This window comes from Flavobacterium sp., assembly GCF_046153165.1.
In the GTDB taxonomy this organism is placed as follows: Bacteria; Bacteroidota; Bacteroidia; order Flavobacteriales; family Flavobacteriaceae; genus Flavobacterium.
Window position 1 is genome coordinate 80,382 of record NZ_JBJXEN010000096.1, and the last position, 22,051, is coordinate 102,432.

The window sequence follows — 22,051 nt, forward strand, 5'->3', positions numbered from 1 at the left end:
TAAACTTTCAGTTTCGAGAGCTTCAAATTTTATCCTATTCTATTTTACAATAACTGCTAAGTCAATAACTGGAGGACTTGATTTATTTTGTCTAAACGAAAAAATTAAGCATCTGGAATTTCGGGTTCAACGAGCTTGGTCAACTTTTCTAAAGATTCTTGCCAACCCAAATAACACATTTCTACAGGAATAACCGCAGGAATTCCTTCCTGTACAATTTTTATTTCGGTGCCACAAATAACTTTACGCAACCAAACCGAGGTAATCATCTCACCAGGCAGGTTGGGATCATCAAACTGGTCCGTGTACTTCAAAAATTCATTGGGTTTAATATCTATATATTTCCCGCCGAAGGAATGACCATTCCCTGTAGAGAAATTATGAAAAGACATTTTAAAAGTACCACCCACACGAAAATCCATTTCATGTACAGTACAAAGAAAACCATAAGGCGGTATCCAAAAAGCAAGTGCATTCGCCTCGGTAAAGGCACGATAAATTTTCTCCGGAGAAGATTTTATAACCCTGTGCAACGATATACTATTGTTAGACATAATTTATTGATATTAATTACTACTCGTTTTACTTTTAGGTCTATCCTATCTAGTATGTGAAATTACAGAATTTCAATTAAATAGTTATTGTGTTTTTCGAGATTATGTTTGTTGCGTTTTGTCTTCGTCTTTCTTTCTGTCATTGCGAGGAGGAACGACGATAACAAAATATTGAAGTGTTTATATCTTGCACGGATTGCAAATCCGCGCTATCGGGATTAAATGATATTTAATTCCTGTAAAATATCTTTCTTTAATTTACTGAATGGTCTTTTACTAAAATCTGAATTCTCGAAGTATACACCAAACGCTAATCTATAAAGTTCTTCTTGTGATATTTTCAAATCAGAATATGTCTGAGTTGCTAATATTTTCAAATACCTATCACTATAAATTTGTTTAATTTTTATTAAATCTAATATTTCATCTGTATGAGCATTATAAGATTCAACTATTTTGAATAATGAAAAAGAATTTTTTATTTTCATTGGTATTGATTTATTAAAATCCTTTTTTAAATCAATTTTTATTAAGTTTTTAGATTTGATATCATATTTGTATGTGAAATTAAAATCATCAATACAGTTGTCTACATAAGGGTGTAGGTACTGATTTAACCTCAATACTTTTCCGATTTTTAATCTACTATTGCAAATTGTGCATGAAGGAATTAGATTGTAGAATGATAAACCAAACAATGGATATTTAGATTGAGGAAAAAAATGATCAAAATCTGGTTTTATTGAGCTTGAAGTAACATTAACTGTTGATTGTCTATTACAGTACGGACAATATTGAATTGAAATATTCTCAGCTAAATCATTAAGATTGTATTCTATTTTTTGTTTATTAAAATTAGAATATGAAAATATTTTTTTTAATATATAATCATAACCTCTTTTATTAGTTTTTTTTGTTTTTTGAATTTTATAATATTTTGCATTTAATCTAGAAATTTTTTCGGGATCTCCAACAAGAATAACATCTATATTAAGACTAATAAAATCTCTCAAATAAACGGGTAATCTATTCATATAAGGAGATCTTAAAACTTTATTTTTAAGTTCTAATAAATGAATTTTTTTAGCTTTTAAGGATGCTCTATTATTTATATTAATCATTTCTTAAACTTTCTAAATATTTTATTTGTTCATCTAAAATTTGATTCTTTATTGATATTCCCATTTTTTCCCCATACATTTCAAGTAGCTTAATTTTTAATATTGGTTCATCTATAACATCAATAATTTTTTTAAAAATTTCAGCTTGATTTTCGCTTTCACTTGCGGATTTTATTTCATCAATATTATTTAACCATTCAATCGTATCATTAATTTTCTTTTTAGCAAAATCTCCAATTAGCCCATTTTCAACGAAAAATGAATCTGCTAATAAATCAGTAATGTTGGCAGCGAAAGATTTACTAGGCCGCAATGGATTTTCGTAATCTAAAATTTCAGTTTCACCAGTTTCAATATTTTTATTTAGATAGACAATATTTTTATTTGGTAAGTCTGAAAGCGTTAAAGGGTCATGAGTTGAAAACAATATTTGAATTGTAGGATTATTTTCAAGAGTATTAAAAAAATGTGGAATAGTTTTTATGATTGAATTAACGAACTTTTTTTTCCAAACAGGATGAAAGCCTAAATCTGCCTCGTCAAGCAGTAAAATATAATTTTTAGCTTGTTTTAAAAGTTGTGTTTCACCAGAGAGTTTTGAATTCAAAAAATCATATAATCTTGAAAAGAGATTTAAAAGCGCATTTTCACCAGAACTTAATTTTTTTAATGTAGGCATATAATTGATAAACCCATCTATTTTATTGTTTTTTTCCAATGATCTTTTTCCTTTATCTTCATAGAAAATAGTGTAATAATTAAACAAATTATTAATAAAATTTCTTTGAAGTTTTAATATGTCTATTGCGTCTTTACTATTTACAATTAACATTTCATTTTGAACATTGCTCTCATTTTCAATTTTATCAATCGAAGTATAAAGTGTGTCGATTAATTTTTTTATTACCTCATAATCAAACGCTTGAACACTTTTTTTTCCAAAACTTAGGTGGCATTTATTAATAAAAAGCAAGAATGTATTATAAGCATCGTCACGAGCACTATCCCTTTCAAAGGTTTCATATTCAAATTTTCCTTCAGACAAATAAGTATTTTGTTTTTCCATTTGTCTTTCTAAAACAGATATTAAATCTCTTATTATATATCTTTTTAAAATATACTTATTTACATCAATTTGATTTGAAACTCTTCCCTGATTTTTGAACTTTCTTATCTTGTGCCAATCATCAAGCTCTTTTTTAAGCTTTTCTTTAATTATTTTTAATCCAGGTCTAAATGATGATGGTGTATTCCATTCCCTTTCTTCTTTGTGCCCTCTTATGACCAATCTTGCTTCACCAAATTCAGGAAAGTCAAACAGATTATGAAAAATCTTTTCTTTATTAACTAAATCCGACGATAAGAATAGAATTTGTCTTATTGCATTTTTGAATAAAAGTTCTTGACTGGCAGAATAATTCCAACCTGCTTGACTTGGTTTTTTATTATCCAAATCTTCTAAATCTTCTTCTAACAATTTATCAAATGATATATCAAAACTATCTACATTGTCAAAATTAGGGTTGTGTTTAAAATCAAAATGTGGTGAGTAATAAATCGATTGACAATCACTATTTAATCTATGGCTGTAGATAATTAAATCTTTTTGAGTTGACTTAATAATAATATTTCCAGCTCCAACATCATAAATTGAACTTACAATTTTAAGTTCTTTAATATTATCAGTCTCAAAAAACAAGAAAGTATTATTAAGTGGTAATGCGCTAGGGTTGTCGATAAAAAGACTTCTAATAGAATCAAAAATTGAAGATTTACCTGTTCCATTTTGACCTACAATTGCATTAACTGATAATAATTTCGAATCAAGGTTTGTTTCATCAAAAAAACCTTCGATATATTCATCATTATTTTTTTTGCTAACATTAATGGTGTTTCCTACTTTATCAAAGTTATAGATATATCTTCCTCCCAAATTTATAGCTTGTGAATTTTCAAATAAGTATTCATGTATGTCAATGTATATAGCTGCTAATCTCATATTATAGTTTTTCTATTCAAATTATGGTAAATTATTCATGAGCCAATCTTCATCGATTCCATTCTTTCCAAGTATCGTTTTTAACAAACTCAATTCCTTTTTAAGCAAGCAATAAGAACCATTTGGAATAATTTCATTTTATAAGTTTCCCAAACATACTCATAAAAAAACTCCTACACAATCACCAAATTTAGTTAGATTGATTTGCTATAACAGTTAAAATAATTGTGTGTTAAAATTTTCATTTTGAAAAAAAAAGCACAGTTTTTGTGTTTATTTTTTCAAAGTAAAAAAATAAACACAGATGAAAGATACTACCACTATAAAAAATCTAATAGGTTTATCTCAAGAAGAAATGGCCATGTTGTTGGGAATAACGGAAAGTCAGTGGTCTATGTATAAATCTGGAAAACGAGATATTCCACTTGCAGCAAAGCAACAATTAGCAGCTTTGCTATCTAACACGCAACAAGCTAAATCGGTTTCTCCCGAAAGTATCAAGATGGCCGAAAAAGAGAAAAAGAGTGAAAAGGAATGGTTAAAGCGAGAATATAAAGCCATAGACCACAAACAACAATACTTGGAGCGCAAAATAATCGCAATAGAAAACATACGAGTAGAATGTTTTGCTGCATTAGAAGTTGTACATTATTTAGAATCGCAATCCGAAAATGAATTCACTATCAGTTTGGCAAATAGCATCAAAACAAGAGCAACAAATACTTTAGATAAGCATAGTTCGTCTCGTTTACTGGAAATGAAACTGAAAAAGGAAAGTTGCGAAATGTTAAAATACAGTTTGGTGCAAAAAATAAAAGAACATTAGATCGAGTTGTAATTCAAATAGTTAAAAATATTTTTTAAATGATATATTTTATTACAAAATGTTGAAAAAATAAAACCGCCATTTGCCCAGTAATCTTTGGCATTCAATTTGGAAATGTAAGAATATTATAAATCATTAAGGTATATATAACTGATTTAGAAATGTATTTTGACAAACACAACTTTAATTAACAATGCAAAAGTTGACACTTTTTTTGTTATATACTATTCAAACTAATACTAAAAGTACTACCCAAACCTAACTCACTTTCAACACTAATTGTACCGTTTTGGGCTTCAATAAATTCTTTACTTATGGCTAAACCTAAACCTGTACCAGTTTTAGTACTACCAGGAATTTGAAAATATTTATCAAATATTTTAGATTGGTAACGTTTGTCTATTCCTTTCCCAGTGTCCGTAACCTTAAAAACAATTTGGTTGTTTTCTTTTTTTAATCCGATTCTAATTTTGCTATTTTCCGAAGAATAAGCAATTGCGTTAGTCAAGAAATTGATTAAAACCCAGGCTGTTTTTTCACTATCTGCTTTTACATCCAACAACTCATTTTCAGATTCTATTATCAATTCAATTTGCTTTTGTTCGGCTTGTGCTTTCACTGCTTCTGTGGCATAATGCACAATTTCGTATGGGTTACTTTTTTCTATATTCAACTTTATATTTCCTGTTTCTAGTTGTGACAATTCCAGTAATTCTCCCGTGATCTTTAGTAACCTTTGGCTATCATCTTTGATGCTATCTAGAAGCTGTTTCTGCTCTTCATTAATAATTCCAGTTGATTTGTTTTCAAGTAATTGCAAACTCATTTTTATAGACGAAATTGGCGTTTTTAATTCGTGTGAAATCGTTGCGATAAAATTTGTTTTAGCAAAATCTAATTCTTTAAAAACGGTAATATTTCGTAGAATAATCACATCGCCTATAGCTATAGATTGTTCTTCACCAGTTGGTGTTATAGTAATGTTTACTGTTTCTTTTTCAAAATAACTCTGTTTCCCATCGGCAAAAATTTTCATCGGATTTACTTTTGCTCCTTCCATTTCATTGATGATTAAAGACCTCATTAAATCATTTTCTAAAGCCAGAGTTGAAGATAATTTTCCAACAACAGTTTCTTTTTTCATTCCAATAATTTTCAAGGCTTCATTGTTTACAAATAAAATGACACCTTGACTATCCAATCCAATAATGGGATCATGCATATTATTAATCAGGGTTTCCAAACGTTTCTTCTCAAACAATAATTGATGCAAATTACTACTGTTATATTCCTGCAATTTTTTCGCCATGGTATTGAATGATTTTGCCAAATCTCCAAATTCATTGTGATTGTAAAAATGAACTCGTTTTGTATAATTTTTGTTGGCAATTTCTTTGATACTCGCTGTGAGTTCCTTTATCGGATTGGCAATATTATTGGGCAAATTTACTAACAAATTAAACGCAATGAGAAAACATAAAGTTCCAACAATAGCAATCCATAAATTGGCAGTTTCTGCAGTATGTTTGGCAATATCACTTTTCACTTTTATAGCATTCATATTGAGTTTCATTATCTCAAAAATATCTTGCCTAATTTGACTTTTTACCTTTTCATCGGTTCTGTTTTTTTCCAAATATTTAAACTGATTATGCAAATTATTGGTCGCTTTATCTTCTCCAACTTCAGTAATATTGTCAATTTGTTTTTTGAGATTTATTTCAAAAATTTGAATTGACCGACTTTCATCAATATTAATTTGATCTAGTGAAATCAACATATTTCTAGAATATTCTAACGTATTATAGTTAGCTTTCAAAATGTTTTCAGTGTCTTTTTTTATCGAAAAAATATAAAATGCACTTACCATAGTAAGGAAAATTATTAATATAAATAATAATCCTACACTTAGATTTAATTTGGTTTTTATTTTCATTTTATGATAGTATTACAAGATCAACATTTGATAACGAAAGACTATTTAATAATCTTCTAAAAATCGTTGTTGACAAAATTACTTTAAATAGACTAAAATGTGGTTTTCCAATACAAACTGTTGTGATTTGTTTTTGCTCTACAACTTCCAAAATAGCGTCCGTAATGTTTTTACTTTTTATTTTAATCACTTCGGCTCCCAATTCTATTGCTAGTTTATAATTATTTATCAAGTAACGTTGTTTGTCTAATGCGATTTTATCTGGACTTTCTTTAGGCATTTCTACATACAAAACAAACCATTTACTGTTGTAATAGGTTGCCAATCTTGCCGTTTTCCGAATAACAACTTTAGCCGTTTTGTCATTACTGCTAATACATGCCAAGAGTTTTTCGTGTTTCAAAGCCACATTTTTAGGAACTTCATTTTCAACTTTTCTAACTACTTGACTGGCGACTTCTTTTAACGCAAGTTCACGTAATTGAAGTATTTGTTCTGATTTGAAAAAGTTATTTAAAGCCGATTGGATTTTGTCTTCGGTATAAATTTTTCCTTCTTTTAATCGAGAAATCAATTCATCAGAAGTCAAATCGATATTTACAACCTCATCGGCTAATCTCAAAACATTATCAGGAACGCGTTCTTGAACATCGATATTGGTAATTTGCTTTACATTTTCATTTAAACTTTCAATATGTTGAATATTTACAGCCGAAATTACATTGATTCCTGCTTCTAAAATCTCTAAAACATCTTGCCAACGTTTTTCGTTTTTGCTTCCTTCAATATTAGTATGCGCCAATTCATCAACAATCACAATTTCTGGACGAAGATTAATGATTGCTTGAACATCCATTTCTTCTAATTCTTTTCCTTTGTAGAAAATGGTTCTACGAGGAATAACAGGAAGCCCATCAAGTAGCTCATGCGTTTCTTTACGATTATGAGTTTCTATATAGCCAATTTTAACATCAATGCCTTTTTTCATAAGTGTATGCGCTTCTTGCAACATACGAAACGTTTTTCCAACGCCTGCACTCATGCCAATATACACTTTGAATTTCCCTTTTCTTGATTTTTGAATTAGGTCAAGAAAATGCTTTACGTTTTTTTCTTTTTCAGCATCCATAAGTAACGAAAATAACCTACAAGGTCATAATAACCTTGTAGGATTTATTAATTTTATAAAAATTTCTAACTAGAAAGATATTGCCATAGAAGTAGTAATAAAGAAATTACTAGCTGTAGGATTGTTATCTTTTAAGAAAATTTCATCTTTACTATTCAATGAACGAGCTTCTATTCTAAACATAATATTATCAGATACTAAATAATCGAAATTTGCTGAATATCCAAATGTTTTAAAACCATTAGGTGTTCCTGTTGCAATAATTACTCCTTTTTCGTCTTGATAATATTCACCTCTAGCAGCCAATTGTATTTTAGTAGTTGGTTTGTATTGTGCAATAATTACAGGAGAAAACCACATATCATAATCGCTACTTGCTCTTAATTTTTGTTGTGCTCCAATATCAAAACCTGCTACTAAATTGGTTTTATCAGAAACTTTAAATTGTCCGTAGAAATTATTGAAATAACGCCATTTTCTGTCATTATCAGGTTGTTCGTTTCCTACATAAGTACTCCAATTTAAAGTAACTTTTCCTGAAGGTTTAAAGGTAACTTGAGTTCCAAAAGCTGGTGTTTGATTTCCGTCAACTTTTTGGATTCGTTGCCAACCATTTAAGTACATTGCAGCCAAATACCATTTTTCAGATTTAGAAGTATAACCCAATTTTACACCTGCTTCATAATAAGGTGAATTTTCGGCTGAAATACTTCTGGTTAAATTCATACAATCTTTTCCAATGGCACTTTCAAAACCGATATGTGAAGGCATAATTCCTGCATCAACCCAAAGATTAGCAGTTTTTGAAACTTTTACACCAATATTAGCTTCATAAATATTCTTCATCAAGTCTTGCTCCGCAGCCATGTTATATTGCGCATAAGTTCCTGCCATTAATGCAAAGTTTCCTCTGATATTGTCTTTGGCATAATTAGCTTTTACCAACCCTAAATTTAGGGTTGCTTCATTGTGTTTATTATAACTATAAAAGAAACCTGGTCTTGTATGATTATCTGGATTTCCAAAATCATAGCTGTAATAAGTATCAATATAACCTGAAAAGGTAAATGGACTTGGTGTTTTTTCTACTTCTTGAGCGTTAACTATTGTAAATCCGAAAGCTACTAAAGCAATTACTATTATTTTTTTCATTTATTCTATTATTTCAATTTATCTAAAGCGATGTTCAATTCTAAAACATTCACTGTTTCAGTCCCCATAACTGTTGGTTTGTTACTCATTTTTTCTACTAAAGCTTTAACTTTTTCTTCTGGTAATTTTCTTGCTTCAGCTACTCTTTTTACTTGAATTAAAGCTCCTTGCGGTGAAATATTTGGATCTAATCCGCTACCTGATGCTGTTACCATATCCGAAGGAATATCTGCTTTTTTCAAATAGGGATGCACAATTAAAAAAGTGTCAATTCTTTTTTGAACTTGTTCCAAATAATCGGCATTACTTGCACCTTTGTTACTACCTCCACTTCCTGCGGCATTATAATCTACAGCAGATGGTCGCCCCCAAAAATAGTTTATTTTATCAAATTTTTGTCCTATTTTTTGATAGCCAACTACTTTGCCGTTTACCGAAATAGTTTCGCCTTTACCGTTGTTTGGAGCGAATTGTGCAATTCCCCATATCACTACTGGATATATAGCTCCAAACAAAATTACTGTTAAAATTGTAAATGTTATAATTGCTACTATTTTTTTCATCTTATTTAATTTTTAAAAGAACATTGCTACTACTAAATCAATCAATTTAATACCAATAAAAGGTATGATTATTCCACCCAAACCATAAATCAAAAGATTTCTTTTTAAGATTGCACTTGCTCCGATTGGTTTGTAATCCACACCACGTAATGCTAACGGAATTAATATTGGAATAATGATGGCATTAAAAATAACTGCTGATAAAATAGCACTTTCTGGACTGTGCAAATGCATAATATTCAAACCTTGTAATGCAGGGATAGAAGATATAAAAAGAGCTGGAACGATAGCAAAATATTTAGCAACATCATTGGCGATGGAGAACGTTGTTAAAGTTCCTCTGGTCATTAATAGTTGTTTTCCAATTTCTACAATTTCAATTAACTTGGTTGGATCATTATCTAAATCGACCATATTTCCTGCTTCTTTAGCTGCTTGTGTTCCGCTGTTCATGGCTACACCTACATCGGCTTGAGCAAGTGCTGGAGCATCATTAGTTCCGTCACCCATCATGGCAACAAGTTTACCCAATTGTTGTTCGTTTTTGATGTAGTTCATTTTATCTTCAGGTTTTGCTTCTGCAATAAAATCATCAACACCTGCTTTTTCGGCAATAAACTTAGCGGTTAATGGATTATCTCCTGTAACCATAACGGTTTTTACCCCCATTTTTCGCAAACGGTCAAAACGTTCTTTCATCCCGGTTTTAATGATATCTTGCAATTCAATCACACCTTGAACGACACCATTTTTAATTACAACTAAAGGAGTTCCTCCATTGGAAGAAATTTCTATAACTTGTTTTGCTGTATCTTCTGGAAATTTGTTTCCTGCTTGTTCGGTAATATTTCTCGCTGCATCTTGAGCGCCTTTTCTAATATTGGTTCCATCTTTTAAAACCACACCACTTGTTCTAGTTTCAGCAGTAAATTTGATTAAAGTTGCTCCTTCAATAGAAAGTTTTTTAGCCACTTCATTACCTGCTAATTCTACTATACTTTTTCCCTCAGGAGTGTCATCAGCCAAAGAACTTAATACGGCAGATTGAATAAAATTTTCATTTGAAACGCCATTCGTTGGGTAAAAATTAGTGGCTTTTCTATTTCCAATAGTTATTGTTCCTGTTTTATCTAACAACAAAACATCAATATCTCCAGCAGTTTCAACCGCTTTACCTGATTTAGTAATTACGTTAGCACGCAAAGCTCTGTCCATTCCTGCTATTCCAATTGCCGATAATAATCCACCAATAGTGGTTGGAATTAAACATACAAAAAGCGATATAAAGGCTGCGATAGTAATTGGTGCATTAGCATAATCTGCAAATGGTTTTAAAGTAACACAAACGATTACGAAAATTAAAGTAAAAGCAGCTAACAAAATTGTTAAAGCAATTTCATTTGGTGTTTTTTGACGACTTGCGCCTTCTACCAAAGCAATCATTTTATCAAGGAAACTTTCGCCTGGTTCGGTAGTAACTATAACAGTTATTCTATCGCTTAACACTTTTGTTCCTCCAGTTACTGAACTTTTATCACCACCTGCTTCACGAATAACTGGTGCGCTTTCTCCTGTAATAGCACTTTCATCGATAGTTGCTAAACCTTCAATAATTTCACCATCGGTTGGGATAACATCACCTGCTTCACAAAAGAACATATCGCCTTTTTTAAGTTGTGAAGAAGAAATCATTTCAATATCATCAGAATAGATTTTGCCTAATTCGGAAACTTTTTTTGCAGGAGTTTCTTCTCTAGTTTTTCTTAAACTATCAGCTTGTGCTTTTCCGCGTGCTTCTGCAATTGCTTCTGCAAAATTGGCAAACAAAAGTGTAATGAATAATATTAAGAATACAACAAAATTATAGATGAAACTGCCTTGATTTTGTGCGCCAAATAATATGGCAATACACACAATAAACATAATGGCAGTTCCAATTTCCACAGTAAACATTACTGGATTTTTGAACATTACTTTCGGGTTAAGCTTCACAAAAGATTGCACTAATGCTTCTTTTACTTGCTTACTTTCAAATAATGAATTGGATTTATTTTTAGTCATTTTATATAATTATTTTAAGGTAAAATATTCTGCTAATGGTCCTAAAGCTAATGCTGGGAAGAAAGATAAAGCAGCAATAATTGCGATTACAGCGAAAACCATAATTCCAAAAATAGTCGTATCTGTTTTTAAAGTTCCTGCACTTTCTGGAATGTATTTTTTATTGGCTAATAATCCTGCGATGGCAAGCGGTCCAATAATTGGTAGAAATCTTCCTAACAATAAAACAATTCCAGTAGAAATATTCCAAAACGGATTGTTATCACCTAAACCTTCAAAACCTGAACCATTGTTGGCAGAACTTGAAGTAAATTCATAAAGCATTTCAGAAAATCCGTGATTACCAGGATTATTTAACCAACCTGTTGCATTACCGTTAAACCAATAACCCATTGGAGTATCATTGGCAGCAAAATAAGAAGCTAAAGCAGTTCCTGCCAATATTAATAAAGGGTGAAAAATAGCAATAAAAGCTGCTATTTTTACTTCACGTGCTTCGATTTTCTTGCCTAAAAATTCGGGGGTTCGACCAACCATTAATCCTGAAATGAAAACTGCAAGAATTATGAAAATATAGAAATTCAACCAACCAACTCCACAACCTCCATAGAAGGCATTTACCATCATAGATAATAATTGCATTGCTCCCGACATTGGCATCGAACTATCGTGCATACTATTTACAGAACCTGTAGAAATTACGGTTGTGGCAATACTCCAAAAACCTGAAATTGCTGGTCCAAATCGCACTTCTTTGCCTTCCATTGCCCCTGTTGCTTGGGTTATTCCCATTTTAGCAATGGCTGGATTTCCATTTAATTCCGTGATTATTGTTGGTATAACCAAGAGCAAAAATCCGATAGTCATTACACCAAAAACAACATAAGATAGTTTACGTTTTTTAAGATAAAATCCTAATGCAAAAATCATTGCAAATGGAATAATCAATTGTGCCCAAAGTTCAACGGCATCAGTAAAATATGTTGGATTTTCTAAGGGATGTGCCGAATTAACTCCGAAGAAACCACCACCATTGGTTCCGATATGTTTAATACCAATGAATGCAGCAGCTGGACCACGAGAAACTTCAACGGTATCACCTTGTAAAGTTGTGATATGATCTTTACCTTCAAAAGTCATAGGTGTTCCACTAAAAACTAATACAATGGCAACAATAGCTGAAAGTGGTAATAAAATACGGGTACAACTTTTTATAAAGTAATTGTAGAAATTACCTAAATGTTCGGTTGTTCTTTCTTTCATAGCATTGAAAACCATTGCTGCTGCTGCCATTCCGACACCTGCTGAAACGAATTGCAAAAACATCAACATTAATTGTCCTAAATAAGACAAACCTGTTTCACCTGAATAATGTTGCAAGTTACAATTAACAACAAATGAAATAGCCGTATTAAAAGCTAAATCGGCACTCATTGAAGGGTTTCCATCAGGATTTAATGGCAAATTTCCTTGAAAGATTAGTACAAAAAAGCAAAGGATAAACCAAACCATATTAACACTTAAAAGTGCTTTTAGGTGTTGTTTCCAATTCATTTCTTCTTTGTCATTGATACCGCTTATTTTAAAAATAAAGTGTTCAATTGGATTAAAAATGGGGTCTAAAAAAGTTTTGTCTCCTAAATATACTTTAGCGATATATTTCCCAACTGGAATGGCTAAAACAATGGTTAGAAGAAAAACAGTTATAACTCCAAGAATTTCTGTGTTCATAATTTAATTATTTGTTATTTAATAAAATTTTGGCTTTTATATAAACAAAGTAAGCCATTGAAAATGCTAGTAACCAAGCACAAACAATGAGAAGAATTTCTTTAAATTTTGCCTTGTTCATTTTAAAATTTTTCGGGTTTAATTAAAACATAAACCAAATAGCCAAAAACAGCTAGTGCGACAATAAATAGTGCTATCATAATTTAGATTTTTTCAAAAAATTCGACAGATTTAAAACAAATTGCAAAAAGGAAAATCCCTAATGCGAGTAAAAGAATAGTGCTTATCATATAGTTAATTTATTAGTTTAGAATTATACTGAAGTTGCATTAATTTGCTTGATGTATTCAGCTCTCAATGCTTGAGGAAAAAGGTTGGAAATACTACAATGTCTTAACTCCATAAAAGAGGAAACGGAATAGACATAAACATTTGAGATTACATTTTTAGTTTCATTGCTACCAGTCTCTAAAAGATTTTCAGCAATAGCTAATAATTTTTTTGCTCTTGAAATATTTCCTGAAATGATAGCTTTTTTGGTAATTTCCGCAAAGCGTTCGGCCTGTTTGTAAATCGAATTTATTTTATTTTTCATGACGATGAATTTTTATGTTCTTCATCGCTTATGCCAAAAGTTGTTCCAATAAAAATAAAATTTTGTAAGGTATTGTGATTGTTGACTTTGTGATTATCGTGCCAAAAATTGAGCATAAAAAAACCTATCAAAATGATAGGCTTTTATTAAAATGATAAGGTTGTTTATTGAATATTGTATTCCTCTAATTTCCTATATAAAGTGGCAATTCCTATTTCAAGTAATCTTGCAGTTTCTGCTTTGTTTCCTTTGGTGTAATTTAATACTTTCTGAATATGCAGTTTTTCTACGCTATTCATTGAAAATGCCGACATTGATTTGGAATTATTTTCAGTTTTATGCTGAATTTCATAAGGCAAAACATCAATTGTCAAAATATCTTTGTTAGCTAAAATTACAGCTCTTTCAATAACATTTTTTAATTCTCTAACATTTCCTGGCCATTGATAGGCTTCTAATTTGTGAAGAAATTCTTCTTCAATATGCAATGCTTTTTTATTGATTGAAGTTGAAAATTTATCTACAAAATAGTGAACCAAAGGTGCAATATCTTTAACCCTTTCTCGCAATGGCGGAATATTTATTTCAAAAATATTTAATCTGAAATACAAATCGGAACGAAAACGGTGCTCATCGCTTTCAACTTTTAAATCTCTATTAGTTGCCGCAATTAAACGAAAATTGGATTTTTTGGGAGTTGTATCTCCAACAGGAATAAACTCGTTAGTTTCCAGAACTCGAAGTAATTTAGCTTGTAATTCTATAGGCATTTCTCCTATCTCATCTAAAAAAAGTGTTCCTCCATTAGCTTCTTCAATAAATCCTTTTTTATCTTTTATTGCACCTGTAAAAGCACCTTGCTTGTGGCCAAATAATTCGCTTTCCAAAATTTCTTTGCTAAAAGTGCTGCAATTTAAAGCTACAAACGATTTACTTGCGTGTAAACTATTTTCGTGAATGGCTTGCGCAAAAACTTCTTTTCCTGTTCCTGTTTCTCCAGTTAATAATACAGTTGAATTGGTTTTAGCTACTTTTTTAGCCAAATCAATAACTTGTTCCAATGCTTTTGATTTTCCAATTATAGCATCAAACGAATATTTATCGGAAATTCTTTTTTCAAGTTGCTGGACTTTTTTCTGAAGTTGAACTTTTTCAAAAGCTTTGTAGAGTAATGGAATGATTTTATCGTTATCATCTCCTTTTACAATATAATCGAAAGCACCATTTTTCATAGCTTGAACACCATCTGAAATATTACCATAAGCCGTTAACAGAATTACTTCAACAAGTGGAAAACTAGATTTTATTTTTTGAAGAAAATCAACACCATTACCGTCAGGAAGTTTTACATCACAAAGCACCACATCTATATCATTCAGTTCCAATTTCTTGAAACTTGATCTTAAATCGGGTGCTTCAATGACATTAAATCCTTCTGATTTTACAATTCGAGCCAAAAGCCCGCGAAGTTTTTCTTCGTCGTCAATGATTAGGATATTTTTCAAGAGAGTAAAGAGTTTAATTTAAGCAAAATTAGATATTATTTTTTTGAGAATCGTATTAATTATTTATTGTTTTAAGTTCATTTGATAGATTTATTGCAGAAAACTTATCTCTCAAAATCTTCATATCTTCGCTTACTTTTTTATCTAAAACTTTTGCGCAATATGACCCATCAAAAGGCAACTAACTGCCTGTCAATATTATCACGAGCTATTTGTTCAGCATTTTGGTTGACCATGTATTTGAAATGGAATTCCCAAAACTTACCATTAAAAAAATCCTACACAATCAGTAAATTTAGTTAAATTACTTCGCTATGGCGGTTAAAATAATTGTGTGTTAAAATTTTCATTTTAAAAAAATAAACACAGATTTTGTGTTAAAATTTTCGTTTTGAAAAAAAAAGCACAGTTTTTGTGTTTATTTTTTCAAAATAAAAAAATAAACACAAATGAAAGATAGTCTTATCTATTTTTCTGTAACGCCAAACAAAAACCTTTAAAAAACAAAGCCTTTTCAGTTTTATTTTTTAAAGGTTACTATTCTTTTTTAATTGTTATCAAAATTCTATTTTAAGCACCTACATTATTTTGTTGCTAATTGAAAGAAGTTGCTAATCAATTACTATACTCTCAATCGCTTTTTCCAGAGCAGTTTCTTTTATACCTACTACTTTTAATCCCTCAGCACGGAATACCGTTAAGTCTGCCATACCTAAAAAGCCAAGAAAAGCCTGTAAATAAGGGGCAACAAAGTCATTGGCTTTGCCTGGACCTTCTGAATAAACACCGCCAGAAGCCATAGCTACATAAACTTTTTTGCCTTTTACCAATCCCACTGGACGACCATCTTCAGCATAACTGAAAGTGATTCCAGCTCTGGTAATATGGTCAATCCAAGCTTTTAAAGATGAATGGATAGTGAAATTGATAAGCGGTGCACCAATTACGATGATGTCTGCATCAAATAATTGTTTTACTAATTCGTCAGATAATTTAATTAATCTTTTGTCTTCATCTGTCAAATGATCTGTAGGAATAAAAAAAGTACGAAGTACAGCAGGTGTAAGATGTGGAATTTGGATTTCGACAAGGTTTAATTCTTCTACCGAATTATTCGGATATTTTTTCTGAATTTTTTCGACAATAGCATTACCTAACTTAATGCTGTAAGATTCTTTGCCCATTAGGCTTGATTTTAAATGAAGTATTTTTTTCATAAGAAATTTATTTATTTTCAAAAACAAAGGTATTCCATTCGAGTATGGAAAAGTTAGTAGTTACCCAAAGGAAAGCGGTTACTTTTACGAAAGTTTATATCTTTGCTACTATGAAAATTATTGAAAACAAAACACTTCCGACTAAAGAAGAATGTGCAGGATCGCTCAAAAATGTCTTTGATTCAATGTATGTTCTTAATGGAAAATGGAAACTTCCTTTGGTACTTTGTCTTATGCAATCATCAAAACGTTTTAACGAACTTCAGAAGGAAATTAAAGGTATTTCACCCAAAGTATTGGCTAATGAATTGAAAGATTTAGAATTAAATTACCTTGTTAAACGCAATGTTTATCCAACAACTCCTGTAAGTATAATTTATGAAGCTACGGAATATAGCCACAGTTTAAAGAATGTATTAATTGAATTAAGTGCTTGGGGTGAAAATCATAAAAATAAAATTATTGGAAAGTAATTATCAAAATTTAACTTTTTAGCAACTACTTTTTTTTGAATAAGGACGTATTATTTTATTTTTACTTAATTGAATTATAATTATTGAAGCCAACACAAAAAAGATGATAGCTTGTATTGTTCCTTCTGGGTTTTGGACATCACCACATAATTACATCACATCCAATTAAATTTACATGATTCTATTCCTCCCTCATCGAACCCGAGCCTGAAAGTGTGAACAGGCGAAGCAATGACAAATATTGTATTAGTCAGTATGTAATACTAATGTTCTATTTTCTTTTTTAATTTCACGTCGGATGCCTTCGAGTAAATCCTGATTGCTAACTATTGTTTCATTTTTTTGAATAACAGTTAGGGCACAGTGGCGTAGTACATTAATTATGGCACCTCCAGACAGCTCATATTGCTCGGCAATATTTTCTAAATCAATACTTGGATCCAGTTCGCATTTTCCTGAAAAGGCATTTTTCCATAATTGCAATCGTTCTTGCTGATTGGGCATGGGAAAATGGATTATAGATTGGAAATTTCTTGTAAAAACGTCGTCTATGTTTACTTTTAAGTTGGAGGCTAATATGACGACTCCAGGGAATTCTTCTATTCTATGTAATAAGTACGCCACTACCTGATTGGCATACCTATCATTTGATGATGCGATTGCTGTTCGTTTACCAAAAAGAGCCTCCGCTTCATCAAAAAATAAAATCCAATCCTTATGCTGTGCTAAATCAAATATTTTGGAAAGGTTTTTTTCGGTTTCTCCAATGTATTTTGACACGATCATCGAAAGATCTACTCGGTACACGACTCTATTGGAACTTTTCCCCAACAGTGCAGCAGTGAGTGTTTTTCCAGTGCCCGGCGGTCCATAAAATAAAATTCTAAATCCAGGCTTTATTTTGTTTTCCAGACCCCATTCTGTCATAAGAGTTGTACCATGGTTTAACCAAGCGTTAATTTCTAATACCTGTGCCATGACATGATTTTCTAAAACTAAATCCGCCCAATTCATAGGAGTCATTATTTGTTGTGCAGGAAAGGAAGAGCTGTATTCCAGTTTTGGGAAAGTGCCTGTAATAAAGTACTGTAGCCAGCGCTCATTAAGGGAAAGAACACCATTTAAAACAGGGAATTGTTTTTCTGCCGACTCTATCATTACAACTTGTTCTTTCAAAAGAATATTGTCAGCGTTAAGTATGTTAAACACTTCCAGCCTTAATTCCGGATTAATCCCTGAAATCAAAAAGGAAAAGGTTTGACCCGTAGGTAAAAATCCGCTATGACTTTTGTTGATGACTCCTCCAAATTCGGTAAAATAGCGATCATATGTCGCATTTTTCGTAAATAAAACATCTAATATTTCAGGTTTAATTTGGGGAGCAAGGATTAAAGCAAGACAAAGTCGTTCGTTATAGTTTAAATTCCATTCTTTTATTTTTGCATGGTAAGTAATATCGGTGGGATCTAATTCGGGCATAGGAAAATCCAGCTCCTGTTTTTCGGTCCCATCAATATGAAAAAAATTAGCTATTACTTGTTTTATTACTTTTTGCAACCAATCCATTTCGTTAAGTAACGCAATACTATTTTTATTTGATGTCATAGGTGGGAATTTTCACGGAGTTATTTGATTCAAATTTAGACTATTATTTTTAAATCAATTTGGTGCCATTATACTGTTTTACTAATTTTTTATTATAAAATACCTTGTAGAAATCCGATATAACTGTGTTTAATTTTTTTAAAATTTGTAATCTAACTTTCATTCCTATATTAATGGTAACTTTATTCCTAATTTATAAACTTTATAATAAGCTACTATTTCACGCTTAATTTCCTTAATATTTGAAAATGTTAAATCATCTATTCCGTTTTCCATATCTGGATAAATAATCAAACAATCAATGTTTATATCATCTGTTACTTTTAACTTCTCTCTTACTTTATTCAATCTTGCATATCCTGCAACCTGACGAATATCTTCATGTAGATGTCCTTTTAAATAATGTAATTTGTATTTAGCATCTATAACCATTTGTGAACCTTCTTTAGATACTAATATATCTAATGCATTACCATAAGTTGAAAATTGATAATGTATTGTTTTTTTATCGGCTGGATTAGCTTCAATCATTTTACTAAATACATATAGTTCAAACAATCTTGGCATATCTATCCAAAATGGTGGTGTTGTTACTTTGTTTTTAGTTGTTTGGGTAATATTATAAGCAAATCTTTTTAATATCTTTTTTCCTAAATCTATAGAAGTTGCATAATCTTTATAAAAGGGATTGTGTTTAATATGCTTTAATTCGTAATCATTGACATGATTAGAAATAAGCTCAAAAGCTGGACGACAATAATTAATGGTATGTTGTAATTCAACATATTTATTTCCAAAAAGGTCTTTATGATTTTCAATATAGCTACTGGCAAATTGCAATACTTTTTTTAGAAAACGATTTTCAGCATGATCTTCACCAAATTGTTGGTATTCACAAAAGGTTTTTGTGAATCTATTTTTAAAAACATTTTGTTTGATGTGTTGACCAACTAAAATTTTACCCTTAACTCTATTGTTTAAGTTTTCCTGAACTTTATAATAGTTTTTCTTTAGTCCTTTTCGAACAATAGTTTTCACTAATTGAAGGTACTGAACAACTAAAAATGGCGTTAGTTTATCTTCTTTTTGTTCTATTTCAATAGGTTTGGCATTCCAATAAATTTTCACCAAATCCTTTATTTCAGAATTACTTTCAGGAACATTAGTTATTTGTAATAACATTTTCAAATAATCTAATTCTCGAATTTCTGACGAAATATTGATTAATTTTTCATCTACTTCAGAAATTACTTCTTCAGAATTGGTTATTGCATCAAATAATTGGGAAGATTTGGTATTGAGTTTAGGCTCAATATATAAATATCTTCCCGAATTTTCCAACCAATCTAATCCAATACAATAATCAGCTTTTAGTTCAAAGCTAATTTCTTTTTTCTCAAAAATATAACAATGACTACTATCATTAAACCGTTTAGATTTAATAGTATCAAACAACAAAACATCCTCATTCAAAGAATCAGTTGATAATTCATTGAAAAGTATTTCTATACTATTATGTTCAGATAATCTAAAACCCATTATATGTGAGCTTTTAAATCTTCTATTTTATTTTTTATATCAGTTCCTATTAAAACTCCATCTTTTACATATTCCAATAAAATAGGTTTTATTTCGTACTCAAAGCGAATATCCATTCCAGCTCCATTTTCTTCATCTGATTTATCTATAAAATAAGAATGACCTAATTGCACATCATGTACTTCAAATTCAGGAGATGTATGTTCCTCAAATAATTTTTCAACTGCTAAGAAAAGTGTTTCATTGAAATTATGAAGACCTTGTTTCTCTTTAAGATTTTTTGGTAGAACATCCACAAAAGCAAAACGTCTTCTTATAGCATAATCTATATGACCTACAGAACGGTCAGCGGTATTCATAGTACCAATAATATAAAGATTAGGAGGTAGAATCAATTTAGTATCATTATTTACTGCATACATAGAATCAACTGCTTCACCACGATATTCCAAAGCATAAATTAGCTCTCCTAAAACAGAAGAAAGATTCGCTCTATTGATTTCATCTATAATTAAAACAAAGTTTTTTAGTGTAGTTTTTTCAATTTCTTTTTCACCGACGTTTTCTAAATTTTCATTTTCAATAAATTTTTGAAAAAGATTTAAAACCCTAACAAAATAACTTGCATGTTGCCTAGCTAATCCTGAAATTTTTGTGTTCTTTTTGATATCTTTTCTTGAGGAATCTCCAGTCATAAAAGATTGCAAAATATCTTTGTATAAAATTCTGTTCCCATTTTTTAACCATCCTTCTTTAACACCTTTATATCTAAAAGCAAATTCATCATCAGTAGAAATCAACCCTACATTATCAGTCAAAGCATAGAAACCATTTGCTATTTCAATTTCATCATTTATAAACTCAACAAAATTTTCAAAGTTTTCTTTAATTTTAACCTCTTTAGAAATTGATTCAGCATCTTTATTACTATCAAGATAATTATCTAAAGCAATTTTACAAAATATACCAAGAGTTTTGTTTTCTGGTTCATATATGACACCTTCACCTTCAGGGTTAGGTTTTGCAATAATTCCTCTAACAAAATCCTCATAAGTATAAGACGGGTGGAATTGAATTAACTTAAATTGTTCTTCAAAAAGTTCCTCAAATTTAAATTCATTCAAATGTTTTGCAACTGCTAATGAATAAGGATCCATACCATTTTTATTTGATGGGTCTATTCCTTTAGTCAATTGATTATATTTTTCAATAATTTCTTTAAATGTAGGATTCCAATCTTGGGTAGTTCTATCACTTATTAAAGTAACAGAATCATCATTTATAGCTTTAATAGAATAATACTCCTTTGCTCCGCTTGCATTTGCTATTTTACTTCCAACAACCAGTTTGTTTTTTATTATATCAGAAGTTAAAACAATCATTTCTTGAGCAATTAACTTTGCCTCTCTTGTTTTACCAGTTCCTGGAGGACCTTGCAAAATGATTTGCTTTTTATATTTTAATAAATCTCTGTTTTTATAGATACTTGACATTAATTTTTCTATTTTTTCGTTTTTTTGGAAGGTTTCAAATCTTTGCTTAAAAGTTGTATAAAAATCAATTAACTCTTCTGAAATTTCGTCGTCTTCAAATAACTTTAATTTTTCTAAGGAATATTCCTTACCCGAATTTACTCTTCTTGTAGGTTCTTCCCAATAAATAAACTCATCTTGATACAAACCTGTTATCTGATTATTTTTCCATCTTGCTAAAACATTTAAACCTGTACCATCCCAATTTAAATAACATTTAACTGATTTGTAAGAACCATAATTACCCTGAACATTGATACAGATTTTACCACAAGAATAGGATTCCCAACCTTTGATTTGATTTTGTATTCCAGCACCATCATAACCTTGACCAGTCATTTTAAAACTTCCATTATCTACATATGGTTTTATATACTTATCGTAACCAACAAAAGTGCTCTGTTTATTTTGAATCCATTCTAAATGTGAAACAAAATATTCTAATAATTTTTTAAATTTTATATACTCTTCTTGCATTATATTTTACTTGGAATTTTATAATTATTTATTTTA

General features: G+C 30.4%; 18 protein-coding genes. 2 read left to right on the forward strand and 16 right to left on the reverse strand.

Annotated features, from left to right (window positions below; genetic code table 11):
• Positions 1-104: 104 nt before the first annotated feature.
• From ACKVOV_RS11400 to ACKVOV_RS11410, 3 genes are all read right to left on the reverse strand, one after another.
• A complete protein-coding gene (locus ACKVOV_RS11400; protein ID WP_409206879.1) occupies positions 105-533 on the reverse strand; it encodes an SRPBCC family protein in 429 nt (142 codons plus the stop codon).
• Positions 534-772: 239 nt separating this feature from the next.
• Complete coding sequence (locus ACKVOV_RS11405) at positions 773-1,675, reverse strand: hypothetical protein (RefSeq protein WP_409206880.1); 903 nt, start codon at positions 1,673-1,675, stop codon at positions 773-775.
• Positions 1,668-3,674, reverse strand: coding sequence for an AAA family ATPase (locus ACKVOV_RS11410; protein ID WP_409206881.1), 2,007 nt, complete (start codon positions 3,672-3,674; stop codon positions 1,668-1,670). The genes ACKVOV_RS11405 and ACKVOV_RS11410 overlap by 8 nt, the downstream gene beginning before the upstream one ends.
• Positions 3,675-3,978: 304 nt before the next feature.
• Here ACKVOV_RS11410 and ACKVOV_RS11415 point away from each other — a divergent pair, with 304 nt between their 5' ends.
• Positions 3,979-4,500, forward strand: a complete 522-nt coding sequence (locus ACKVOV_RS11415; RefSeq protein ID WP_409206882.1) for a helix-turn-helix domain-containing protein — start codon at positions 3,979-3,981, stop codon at positions 4,498-4,500.
• 217 nt (positions 4,501-4,717) lie between these two features.
• Here ACKVOV_RS11415 and ACKVOV_RS11420 read toward each other — a convergent pair whose 3' ends face one another.
• From ACKVOV_RS11420 to ACKVOV_RS11465, 10 genes are all read right to left on the reverse strand, one after another.
• The gene (locus tag ACKVOV_RS11420) at positions 4,718-6,436 is read right to left on the reverse strand and encodes an ATP-binding protein (RefSeq protein WP_409206883.1); all 1,719 of its coding nucleotides are present in this window, start codon (positions 6,434-6,436) and stop codon (positions 4,718-4,720) included.
• 1 nt (position 6,437) lies between these two features.
• Positions 6,438-7,565 (reverse strand): sensor protein KdpD, encoded by a 1,128-nt coding sequence (locus ACKVOV_RS11425; protein ID WP_409206884.1) that lies wholly within the window; start codon positions 7,563-7,565, stop codon positions 6,438-6,440.
• 69 nt (positions 7,566-7,634) lie between these two features.
• A complete protein-coding gene (locus ACKVOV_RS11430) occupies positions 7,635-8,717 on the reverse strand; it encodes a porin (RefSeq protein ID WP_409206885.1) in 1,083 nt (360 codons plus the stop codon).
• Positions 8,718-8,725: 8 nt separating this feature from the next.
• On the reverse strand, positions 8,726-9,280 hold the full coding sequence (locus ACKVOV_RS11435) for a K(+)-transporting ATPase subunit C (RefSeq protein WP_409206886.1): 555 nt from the start codon (positions 9,278-9,280) through the stop codon (positions 8,726-8,728).
• Between the two features lie 12 nt (positions 9,281-9,292).
• Positions 9,293-11,341: a potassium-transporting ATPase subunit KdpB gene (gene kdpB / locus ACKVOV_RS11440; protein WP_409206887.1), complete on the reverse strand. Its 2,049-nt coding sequence runs from the start codon at positions 11,339-11,341 to the stop codon at positions 9,293-9,295.
• Positions 11,342-11,350: 9 nt separating this feature from the next.
• Positions 11,351-13,072, reverse strand: coding sequence for a potassium-transporting ATPase subunit KdpA (gene kdpA / locus ACKVOV_RS11445; protein WP_409206888.1), 1,722 nt, complete (start codon positions 13,070-13,072; stop codon positions 11,351-11,353).
• 122 nt (positions 13,073-13,194) lie between these two features.
• The gene (gene kdpF, locus ACKVOV_RS11450) at positions 13,195-13,272 is read right to left on the reverse strand and encodes a K(+)-transporting ATPase subunit F (protein WP_091314114.1); all 78 of its coding nucleotides are present in this window, start codon (positions 13,270-13,272) and stop codon (positions 13,195-13,197) included.
• 113 nt (positions 13,273-13,385) lie between these two features.
• Complete coding sequence (locus ACKVOV_RS11455; protein WP_409206889.1) at positions 13,386-13,667, reverse strand: hypothetical protein; 282 nt, start codon at positions 13,665-13,667, stop codon at positions 13,386-13,388.
• A gap of 164 nt (positions 13,668-13,831) precedes the next feature.
• The gene (locus ACKVOV_RS11460) at positions 13,832-15,172 is read right to left on the reverse strand and encodes a sigma-54-dependent transcriptional regulator (RefSeq protein ID WP_409206890.1); all 1,341 of its coding nucleotides are present in this window, start codon (positions 15,170-15,172) and stop codon (positions 13,832-13,834) included.
• Between the two features lie 611 nt (positions 15,173-15,783).
• Positions 15,784-16,389, reverse strand: a complete 606-nt coding sequence (locus ACKVOV_RS11465) for an FMN-dependent NADH-azoreductase (protein WP_409206891.1) — start codon at positions 16,387-16,389, stop codon at positions 15,784-15,786.
• A 44-nt stretch (positions 16,390-16,433) separates the two neighbouring features.
• Between ACKVOV_RS11465 and ACKVOV_RS11470 the strand changes: the two genes are divergently transcribed.
• A complete protein-coding gene (locus tag ACKVOV_RS11470) occupies positions 16,434-16,862 on the forward strand; it encodes a winged helix-turn-helix transcriptional regulator (RefSeq protein WP_409206892.1) in 429 nt (142 codons plus the stop codon).
• Positions 16,863-17,108: 246 nt separating this feature from the next.
• Here the strand turns inward: ACKVOV_RS11470 and ACKVOV_RS11475 are convergent, their stop codons facing one another.
• The 3 genes from ACKVOV_RS11475 to ACKVOV_RS11485 form a co-directional block, all read right to left on the reverse strand.
• A complete protein-coding gene (locus ACKVOV_RS11475; RefSeq protein ID WP_409206893.1) occupies positions 17,109-18,467 on the reverse strand; it encodes an ATP-binding protein in 1,359 nt (452 codons plus the stop codon).
• Positions 18,468-18,632: 165 nt separating this feature from the next.
• A complete protein-coding gene (locus ACKVOV_RS11480; RefSeq protein WP_409206894.1) occupies positions 18,633-20,006 on the reverse strand; it encodes a 5-methylcytosine restriction system specificity protein McrC in 1,374 nt (457 codons plus the stop codon).
• Positions 20,006-22,015, reverse strand: coding sequence for an AAA family ATPase (locus tag ACKVOV_RS11485; protein ID WP_409206895.1), 2,010 nt, complete (start codon positions 22,013-22,015; stop codon positions 20,006-20,008). Before ACKVOV_RS11485 ends, ACKVOV_RS11480 begins: the two co-directional genes overlap by 1 nt.
• Positions 22,016-22,051 lie beyond the last annotated feature (36 nt).

Excerpts from the sequence above, each read along its gene's own strand:
- ACKVOV_RS11405 (WP_409206880.1), bottom strand. The coding sequence starts at position 1,675 with ATGATTAATATAAATAATAGAGCATCCTTAAAAGCTAAAAAAATTCAT.
- ACKVOV_RS11410 (WP_409206881.1), bottom strand. The coding sequence starts at position 3,674 with ATGAGATTAGCAGCTATATACATTGACATACATGAATACTTATTTGAA.
- ACKVOV_RS11415 (WP_409206882.1), top strand. The coding sequence starts at position 3,979 with ATGAAAGATACTACCACTATAAAAAATCTAATAGGTTTATCTCAAGAA.
- ACKVOV_RS11420 (WP_409206883.1), bottom strand. The coding sequence starts at position 6,436 with ATGAAAATAAAAACCAAATTAAATCTAAGTGTAGGATTATTATTTATA.
- ACKVOV_RS11425 (WP_409206884.1), bottom strand. The coding sequence starts at position 7,565 with ATGGATGCTGAAAAAGAAAAAAACGTAAAGCATTTTCTTGACCTAATT.
- ACKVOV_RS11430 (WP_409206885.1), bottom strand. The coding sequence starts at position 8,717 with ATGAAAAAAATAATAGTAATTGCTTTAGTAGCTTTCGGATTTACAATA.
- ACKVOV_RS11435 (WP_409206886.1), bottom strand. The coding sequence starts at position 9,280 with ATGAAAAAAATAGTAGCAATTATAACATTTACAATTTTAACAGTAATT.
- kdpB (WP_409206887.1), bottom strand. The coding sequence starts at position 11,341 with ATGACTAAAAATAAATCCAATTCATTATTTGAAAGTAAGCAAGTAAAA.
- kdpA (WP_409206888.1), bottom strand. The coding sequence starts at position 13,072 with ATGAACACAGAAATTCTTGGAGTTATAACTGTTTTTCTTCTAACCATT.
- kdpF (WP_091314114.1), bottom strand. The coding sequence starts at position 13,272 with ATGATAGCACTATTTATTGTCGCACTAGCTGTTTTTGGCTATTTGGTT.
- ACKVOV_RS11455 (WP_409206889.1), bottom strand. The coding sequence starts at position 13,667 with ATGAAAAATAAAATAAATTCGATTTACAAACAGGCCGAACGCTTTGCG.
- ACKVOV_RS11465 (WP_409206891.1), bottom strand. The coding sequence starts at position 16,389 with ATGAAAAAAATACTTCATTTAAAATCAAGCCTAATGGGCAAAGAATCT.
- ACKVOV_RS11470 (WP_409206892.1), top strand. The coding sequence starts at position 16,434 with ATGGAAAAGTTAGTAGTTACCCAAAGGAAAGCGGTTACTTTTACGAAA.
- ACKVOV_RS11475 (WP_409206893.1), bottom strand. The coding sequence starts at position 18,467 with ATGACATCAAATAAAAATAGTATTGCGTTACTTAACGAAATGGATTGG.
- ACKVOV_RS11480 (WP_409206894.1), bottom strand. The coding sequence starts at position 20,006 with ATGGGTTTTAGATTATCTGAACATAATAGTATAGAAATACTTTTCAAT.
- ACKVOV_RS11485 (WP_409206895.1), bottom strand. The coding sequence starts at position 22,015 with ATGCAAGAAGAGTATATAAAATTTAAAAAATTATTAGAATATTTTGTT.